Source organism: Streptomyces sp. NPDC056231 (genome assembly GCF_048270745.1).
Classification (GTDB): domain Bacteria; phylum Actinomycetota; class Actinomycetes; order Streptomycetales; family Streptomycetaceae; genus Streptomyces.
In genome coordinates, this window is record NZ_JBLVKW010000043.1 from 63,556 (window position 1) to 71,543 (window position 7,988).

A 7,988-nucleotide genomic window follows, 5' to 3' on the forward strand; every position below is an offset into this window, starting at 1 on the left:
CACCGGAGCACGCCCTTCTGGTCGTCGACATGAAGAACTACAGCCAGCTCCCCGAAGCGAAGATGGCCGCAGTACGGTCCGATCTCGGCGACATCCTGGACACCGTGTTCGCGCAAAGCGCGCTGCCGAGTCTGCACTCCCTAGGCAACGCGTACAAGGACACCGGCGACGGCGCCATCATCGTGCTTCCCGCCCGGCACACGGCACGGCTCGTCGACCCGCTGCTCGGGCACCTGAACGATGCCTTGGCCCGCTACGACAAGCAACGTCTGGCCAGCAACCCGGCCATCCGGCTGCGGTCCAGCGTCCACGTCGGCCCGCTGACGCCTCTCGACCACCGGGGCGACACCATCAACGAGGCCTGCCGGCTCGTCAATAGCGACGAAGCCCGCCAGGCCATGACCGCCGCCATGGACAACGGATCCTTCCTGGCAGCCGCGGTCTCGGAGGCGGCATTCCGCCGAACCGTGCATGCCGGGCGCACGCCCAACCTCCAGGCAAAACAGTTCCTTGCGGCCTCGGCGCGGGTGGACGGCAAGGACGGTTTCGAAGAGGCATGCAGGGTTCATGTTCCCGGCATTTCGGCGGAAACACTGCGCTCCTATATCAGAAGCCTTTCGGAGCCGTCTTCCGGCACCGCTGACACACGGGAAGAAGCGGCCCCTTCTGCAGGTGCGGCGCCCGCAGGGCCCGGGCCCACCCTCCAATTCCAGGCACCGCTATACGACGCCATGGTCGTCGGAAGTATCGAGACCCTCCGCATCAACCGCCGCCACCGCTGACTCTGCGTGCTCTTTCCCGCTCAGACCTTGGAGAATGCATGTCACAACCCGCCTTCGGCTCCCACCAGCCTGACAAACCTGATGGTTCGCGCTCGAGTGAAGCGGAGCAGGACGGGTCCGGCAGCTGGCTTCCGCGCTGGCGACGAGCCGGAGCGGAGCGCTCGGACGACGCGTCCAGTAGCGTCCAGTCCCCCGCCGTCGCCTCGGGGGCGGACAGCAGCAACGCGACGGTCCTTCCTCAAGAGGTCGTCCCGGGGGTGCTCACGACCGGCGGGGCTGGCACCAATCTTCACGGGAATGTCGATGTGGTTGCAGCCCATGTGCAGAACCTGATCATGGAGACACGCAAGCGGGACGTGCTCGAAGGCGTCGAGCTCAACCGTGGGCACATCCTGGGGCAGCCGTTCATCCGCGAGGCGCAGTGGGCCGAGGCATGGGAAGAGGCCCTGGATCCGAAAACGGAGCGGCCCCGCCAGCGCGTACTGATCGTCGTAGCACCTCGTTCATTCGGCGCGACTACGTTCGCCCTGCACCTTCTGGCGGAACACACCGACAGCCAGACCGCGCTGGTCAAGCTGGATGCGGACTGGAGTGCGCCGAGCAAAGGCCGGCTGCCGCTGGAAAGGGCACACGCCTTCCAGCTCGACCTGAAGGATGCCACCAGCGATCGGCTCTCGTCCGATTTCCTCAACTCGCTCAGCCACTACGCCGAAGACCTCGCAGCCTGCCGGTCGTATCTAGTGCTGACGGTGGCCCGGGAACTCTGGGAGGATCACCACCTCACCACCCGCAATGGCCTGCACGTGGTCTATCTCAATGAGCCGCCCGATGCGCAGCGGGTGGTGGAAGCTCACTTGCATGCCAACGGTCACGCGCAGTTGGTCACAGACCTTCGCTCCTTCGAGAGAGCCAGATCGTGTCTGCGTGGGCTGGACGCCGTAGCGGCCGTTCGGGCGGCCGGCGCGATCGTCATGGCGTGGCAGGAGTACACCCGCCGTCGACAAGTCCACGTGCCACTGTTGACTTCCCGCTCGGCGCGGCAGGACGCCGAGGCTGGTTTCGAAGAATATGTCACCGCAGCACTGTCGGACTGGCGAGACCAGCTCGACCAACTCTTCGGAGAGACCACCGCCACCCACGACGAGCGCAATCCCTCCCTCACACTGGAGGACCGCTGCCTGCTGCTGGCGCTCGCCGTCCGGCAGTCAGCCCTCATGCCGCACGTGGCCGACACGGCACGCAGCCTGCAACAAGCGCTGGCACCAACAGGCACAGGCAAAACATCCGGTCTCTCCCCCGCCCCGACCGTCTTCGCCGGCCGTGGTTTGCGCCGCCGTATCCACGATGTCGGAGCCACTGTCGACAGCCACGACACTGTGCTCTTCGATCGGCCGGCCTATGGCCGAGCCATCCTCGAGTACGTCTGGGACAACTACGAAGTCATGCGCGAACCCATCCTCGCATGGCTCGCGCATGCAGCCGACGGCGCCGACACGGCAGACCCCACAGTCGACGCACTCGCCGCCCTCACCTTGCGTCATGGCACGGCCGACTACCTCAACGTTCTCGGCATCATTGCCCACAGTGACCGGCCCGAGCTGCTCAGCGCCGTGCTGGGCACCGCCGTGCAAGACGAGCACGTCGGACGACTCGCCTGGGCCGCTCTCTACCGGTGGGCTGGATCCAAGGAATACGCGCCAGCTGTGATCTCGACCTGCCGCCGCGTCCTGCACGATCCCTCCGCCAGCCCTTCCATCGCAAAAATGGCCATGGTGCGGCTGCGCCGCATCGCCCACACCACAGACGATCCCGGCACACGCCGCGACGTGCGCGACGCCTTCGAAGAACTGACCCGCCAGCCCTCCGGCACCGACCGGCTGGTAACCGAAGTCCGTAACTGGCAGCAGTCCAAGAGGTCTGGCAAGAGCGGTAGCCTGGCCTTCCTGGCCCTGATGTCGGTGAATTACGAAGGCATGCCCTGGCTGATGTCCGCGGCCGCACCCGAGATCGACGTTCAGCAGGCCTTGCAAGATCTCCTCAGCGACCCGACCACCGCAGCAGAGATCATTCCGTGTCTGACCGCCTGGGTCCGCACCTGCGCCGCCGATCCAGCCTCCTACACACGACTGCGCGACCAGCTGACCCCACCGCTGCGCGGTCACAACATGTTCCAGGCCGGTATGGATCTGATGCAGGCCTTCGCCGACGTCTCGACCGCACAGGGCGTCAACGTCGCCAAGGACTTCTACCAGCATCTCGTCGACCCCCGACTGCACACGGTGTTTTCCCTCAAGGAAGACCCTGCATGAGGTGGCCTTGGCAACGCGCCAATCGCACCGCCGCCAGCCCGGTACCCCGGCTGCTGCCCAGTGCCACCCCCGGCGTGCCGTTCGAGGCCACCTTCACCCTCGTGTGGCGGCCCACCCTGCGCAGGCGACCCAACCTCGATGAACTCGTCCGCTATGACAACCACAAAGCCGCTGCAGAGGTGGCCGTGCATCTGGAGGCAACCGACCTTCCGACCGCCCAGGACACCATCAATGCCGCACTGGGCGCGCCAAGCCATGTCCGCACCCCCTACTACCGGCTCCTGGCCGCACAGGTAGCGCTTCGCCTGTCACCCACATCCCGGGAACACCTCACACAACGCAGAGTCGACGAGGAACGCGTCAGACGCCTGCAGTTCCTCAAGTCCCGCCTGTACGACCACCCCGACCTCGTCGTACTGGACCGCCTCGAGCACCACCCCGAACTCCTCCACGACGAGGAGGTAGCCGCCCTGCAGCGGCTCGCACGCTCCATCAGAGCCTGCGACCGATGGTGGTACCCGCTGCTGGAGCAGTGGGAACAGCTCGGCCATGGCTTCAACGACGCCGACAAACAGCAACAAGCCATGCTCGCCCTGCTCGACTCCCTCAAAACACTCAACGCTGGCTCTCCGCCCGCACCATCGAGCTCCAGCTGACGACTCGCCAGCCAAAGAAATGAGCTCCCTACCACCAGGGACAACCACCAATGAAACTCACCTTTTGGAGAGCCCTACTCGCTCCCCTCACCAGCCTGCAAGCCCTCCGCTTACAACGCCGAAGCAAGAACGGTCTCAGCTACGACGCCGCCTGGCGACAAGCACGCATGCTTCGAGCACCAGACGAAATGGTCTACCGCCTCAGCGGACACCAGATCACCCCCGAAACCACACCACACCACAACGCGCCCCGAACGCCTGTCCATCGACAGACCGGCCGGCGAGACGCCGATCCTCGCTGACCTCCCTACCCAGTAACCGCCCACCAGCCCACGCAGCAGAGGTCCGGCGTCGGCCGCAACCGCTGACTCCCCGCGTCGCCCACGGGGCCCGCCCCGCCCCTTCGGGCAAGAACGAAATTGCCGCGGCCAACAGCGATCATTGGTCGGTGCAAGCGCAACCCTTTCGATCACCGGGATTCGGTCTGGCTCGGGTTGGTGGAGCATGAAGACATCGATGACGGCTCGGTCTCGCGGGTGAGGCCACAGCACGAGGCAGCGAATATGCGCACTGACCTGACGGCAGCCCACAAGGTGCACGGCCTGTGGCTGGAGGCTGTCGGATTCCTCCGGCACAATGCAGCATCCGTGTGGGCGAAGGTGATGGAAGCCGGAGGCGCCACGTTCGTGATGCCGCCGTCGGTAGCCCGGCTGCCACGCGCCCACGACCGGGCCTCCGCGCTCGCTAAGGCTGAGGGCGAGCGTCTGAGTGAGGCTGAGCTGTTCTACATGAACGTCGCCGCAGCAACGACCATCGCTAAGCAGGACCTGGTGTCCTTCGAACTCGCCGACCTCCTGCCCTCGCCTGCTGGCCTGCTGGTATGGGAGGAGCCGCCAGCGCGGGTAGACATGGGAATCCTGATCCGCGCCGCATCGTGGGGGCCCGCCCACGACGGCGGCACCTGGATGGCGTGGTGGAGCGATACAGAAGAGTGCGTGCGTGCCGGCCTCTTCAGCCCGCTGGTAGTCAAGATCAACGGACGTCTCTCCTACCACGCGGAGATGCACACTCCGCCGCGCAACTGGCCAGCACAGGCCGACGAACCAAAGTACCCACAGCACATCCAGGTCCGCTCCCTGATCGGCGCCTGGGCAGCCATCCGGTCGGGGGTGCTGGCGGAGACCACGCCACTGGCCCCAATCCCGGCGGAGCGCAAGCAGATGAAGCGGCTCGGGCTCACCTCACGCCCCGTTCGCTGCTTCGAGCCCTCCCCGTCCGGAGGCACACCACCGACACCGCAAGAGATCGTCCGGCGCGAGCTCGAACTGCAAAAGATCACTGCGGACGACCGGCCCTATCCTAGCCAGCTGCCCGCGGAGTTGGCACCGTGGCACCACTACACCCCCCACGGGGGCCACTGCCTGATGGTCATGGTTCCTCTGGTGGAACAGGGTCAGATCGTGCTCACCGGCAGCAACGAAGGCGTCCTCACCGGCAAGCTCGTGTCCGCCCCAGTCAAAAGCGTAGTGAGCGCTGGGTGGGAGATGAAGAACAAGTACATCCACACCCCTCTGCGCTACGACGAGGCTTTCGGTCTTCTCACCGACCCCAGAGACGAAGAGTTCTGACAGACGTAACCGGTGGACGCTGCGAGTAGCCGTCCCTCCGGATAACTGCCTCTCGTAATATCGGACCGCCGGTCGGTTCCCCGGCCGCAGCCTTGGCGCCCCTGTAACTAGGGCAGGAATCCCTGTGGTTGAGGTGGGCCCCTGCGCTGCCAATCTTCCACGTCGGTGGGAGGCGTCGCATGCCCACGAGCGTCTGTAGCTATTGCCCCACCGTCGTTGGTGGGGCGGTCTCCGCTTGGTATTCGATCTTGTGGTCCTGCAGGAGTGCGGTGATGTCGGTGTGCTTGGAGTAAGGGTAAGTGAGGGCCAGGAGGCGTTGGGCGCGGGTAATGGCCACGTAGTACACGCGGAGCAGCTCGCTTGACGCGGTGTCCGTGTGGGGGTCGTTCCATGCGCCGATAAGTTCGTTGATGTCCTGTGGTTTGGGCAGGTGGATGAGGACGGCCTCTGCTTGACTTCCTTTGGCTGGTGGATGCTGGAAGCCCGCATGGTGGGGGCTTTTGGGGTGTCATCTTCCTGGATGGAGAGCCCGATGAGGCGGGAGATGGGTTCGTCGAGGTCGGCTGTGGCGAGCGGGATGAGTTTCGGGGCGGCGAGCCGGTCTTCGTAGGTGGGGGGCGTCTGGGCCTGCAGCACCGTTCTGAAGGCCGTCAAGAAGATCACCGATGATCAGGAGCAACTGCTGGCGTTCTTCGATTTTCCCGCCAAGCACTGGATCCGTCTGCGGACCACCAACCCGATCAAGTCGACGTTCTCCACCGTCCGGCTGCGGACCAAGGTCACCCGTGGCGCCGGCTCCCGTGCCGCCGCGCTGGCGATGGTCTTCAAGCTTGTCGAGTCCGCCCAGGCCCGCTGGCGGGCTGTGAACGCACCCCAACTCGTCGCCCTCGTCCGTGCCGGAGCTCGTTTTGAACGTGGTCAGCTCGTCGAACGCCCCGAAGACCTTGCTGCCTGATTGATCAACCTGACCTTGACAGCAGCTCGACCCCATGCGCTCCTATGCGCCTGGAGACACGGAAAGCGGGAGGCGAGGGCTCAATGAGCGAACGGCGAGGAGTTCCTTGGCACGAAACCGTTCGGGTCATGGTGCTCAGCTGGGTGGCCTGCGGAGCGGCGTGGGGCATTCTCAGCCTCCTCGACGAAACTGCGCTGCCTGTCGGCGCCCCGGTCGTGATGCTCCTGGCCCGCTGGTTCTGGGCCCGGCACCGGTACTGGGCCGCGGGCGCCGCAGCCGCCTGCGCGGGCTCGGTCGTCGCCTTCGTCCTGACTGACCTGGCACGGCCGCACCTGGACCGGATCACGGCAGACGCATCGGCGACGGCATGCGCAGCAACAGTCGCTCTGGTCGTCTTCACCGGGGTGTCGCGGTTGGCATCCTCAGCCACTCGATCAAATCTCACGTGATCCACAACTCTTGACAATTACTCACCGCGCCTTCCTGACCAGCACAAACGGCTAGAGAATCCATAGGGATTCTCGCAACAGTGCCAGGATTCTCATTTACTAGCGGGACGGCAGGTCACAGCCCTATCGACCTTGGGCCAATGGACAGCACACAGCGACAATTACAGGTCACAGGCCAGATTTGACACGCAAAGATCGTTCTCGCTTCAGGCGCGAAATACCAGCTGAGGACAGCTCAAATAGGGGCCGATAAACCGAGAACTCACAGGGTGGTGCTCGGTGTTCCACCACGCCACCCAGTCCAGCAGCACCTTCACAAAGTCCGGATACGAGAGCAGATCCTCCACCCGATCCGGGCGGTACGCCTCCGCGGGGCGAGCACGATGCGTATAGCCCGGCAGCGAGACCAGCAGCATCTCCTCCACCGCGCCGTTCAACGACTCGATGGTGCCCTTCCGGTACGGCTTGTACGCCGGAAGATCATCCACCGGGACCGCGAACGCGCCCAGCGCACGCTCCACCGTCCGGCACAGGAACTCCTTGCCGCGGTCCACCCGCACCACGGTCGGCAGACCACCGCACGGCCCGTAGGGCTCGGCGCGGCTGATCCCCGTCCGCAGCGCCGCCAGCACCGCGTCCCGGGCCGGCTGATGCGGAGTGAGGGCCACCCCAACGATCACCTTCGTCGCGACATCGATGAACCACGTCACCCACGGACACGCCGCGGACCCCTCCAGGTCCACCCGCACCGGAATCCGCTTGTGATCACCCTCCCAACAGGCGTTCCGATGCGTCGCGGGGCGCTTCCCGTACACGTCATACCGGCGCCTGGCAGCCTCGCCTCCACGCAAACCAGCCCGCTCCCCCGCGGAAAGGTCGCGCGCTACCGCACGCTGCAACGTCGCCAACGACGGCACCGCCTCCGGATCCCCGGCCGCCCGGGCCTCAGAAAGCAACTCCCGGTGCACCGCAGCCACGTTTCCGCCCCACACCGCCAAAATCGCCCGCACGTGAGGGGTGACCGTGAAATGCGGCCGCGGCAAAGGCCCCGTCCGGCCCTGGCTACGGGCCACCTCAACCCAACGGCGCACCGTGCGGACCGAAACCCCGAGCCCTGAAGCTCCCCCCTTGACCTGGACAGCCTGATACTGGGACGGAAGGTCCCGGAGGAAGCAGTCACAGGTAGTGAGCAAGAAGAGCAACATGAGC

The 7,988-nt window shown here is 65.5% G+C and carries 6 protein-coding genes and 1 pseudogene; 6 read left to right on the top strand and 1 reads right to left on the bottom strand.

The features are described 5' to 3' along the window. The first annotated feature begins 29 nt into the window (after window positions 1-29). The 6 genes and pseudogenes from ACNPQM_RS27895 to ACNPQM_RS27920 all read left to right on the top strand — a co-directional run bounded on the left by ACNPQM_RS27895 (window position 30) and on the right by ACNPQM_RS27920 (window position 6,779). On the top strand, window positions 30-782 hold the full coding sequence (locus ACNPQM_RS27895; protein ID WP_418086135.1) for a hypothetical protein: 753 nt from the start codon (window positions 30-32) through the stop codon (window positions 780-782). Window positions 783-1,039: 257 nt separating this feature from the next. Continuing rightward, window positions 1,040-3,091 (top strand): hypothetical protein, encoded by a 2,052-nt coding sequence (locus tag ACNPQM_RS27900; RefSeq protein ID WP_418086136.1) that lies wholly within the window; start codon window positions 1,040-1,042, stop codon window positions 3,089-3,091. Further along, entirely contained in the window at window positions 3,088-3,747 is a 660-nt protein-coding gene (locus ACNPQM_RS27905) for a hypothetical protein (RefSeq protein ID WP_418086137.1), read from the top strand. The genes ACNPQM_RS27900 and ACNPQM_RS27905 overlap by 4 nt, the downstream gene beginning before the upstream one ends. A 497-nt stretch (window positions 3,748-4,244) precedes the next feature. After that, window positions 4,245-5,375 (top strand): hypothetical protein, encoded by a 1,131-nt coding sequence (locus tag ACNPQM_RS27910; protein WP_418086138.1) that lies wholly within the window; start codon window positions 4,245-4,247, stop codon window positions 5,373-5,375. Between the two features lie 643 nt (window positions 5,376-6,018). Further along, window positions 6,019-6,330: pseudogene (locus ACNPQM_RS27915) on the top strand (transposase); the annotation flags it as partial. A 128-nt stretch (window positions 6,331-6,458) separates the two neighbouring features. Continuing rightward, window positions 6,459-6,779, top strand: coding sequence for a hypothetical protein (locus tag ACNPQM_RS27920; RefSeq protein ID WP_418086139.1), 321 nt, complete (start codon window positions 6,459-6,461; stop codon window positions 6,777-6,779). Window positions 6,780-6,985: 206 nt separating this feature from the next. On the opposite strand, the gene ACNPQM_RS27925 is transcribed toward ACNPQM_RS27920, so the two are convergent. Next, window positions 6,986-7,988, bottom strand: a 1,003-nt coding sequence (locus tag ACNPQM_RS27925) for an integrase catalytic domain-containing protein (RefSeq protein ID WP_418086140.1), incomplete at its 5' end; no start/stop codon positions are given.

Bases quoted from the DNA above. Each gene is read 5' to 3' on its own strand.
- ACNPQM_RS27895 (WP_418086135.1), top strand. From the start codon at position 30: ATGAAGAACTACAGCCAGCTCCCCGAAGCGAAGATGGCCGCAGTACGG.
- ACNPQM_RS27905 (WP_418086137.1), top strand. From the start codon at position 3,088: ATGAGGTGGCCTTGGCAACGCGCCAATCGCACCGCCGCCAGCCCGGTA.
- ACNPQM_RS27920 (WP_418086139.1), top strand. From the start codon at position 6,459: ATGGTGCTCAGCTGGGTGGCCTGCGGAGCGGCGTGGGGCATTCTCAGC.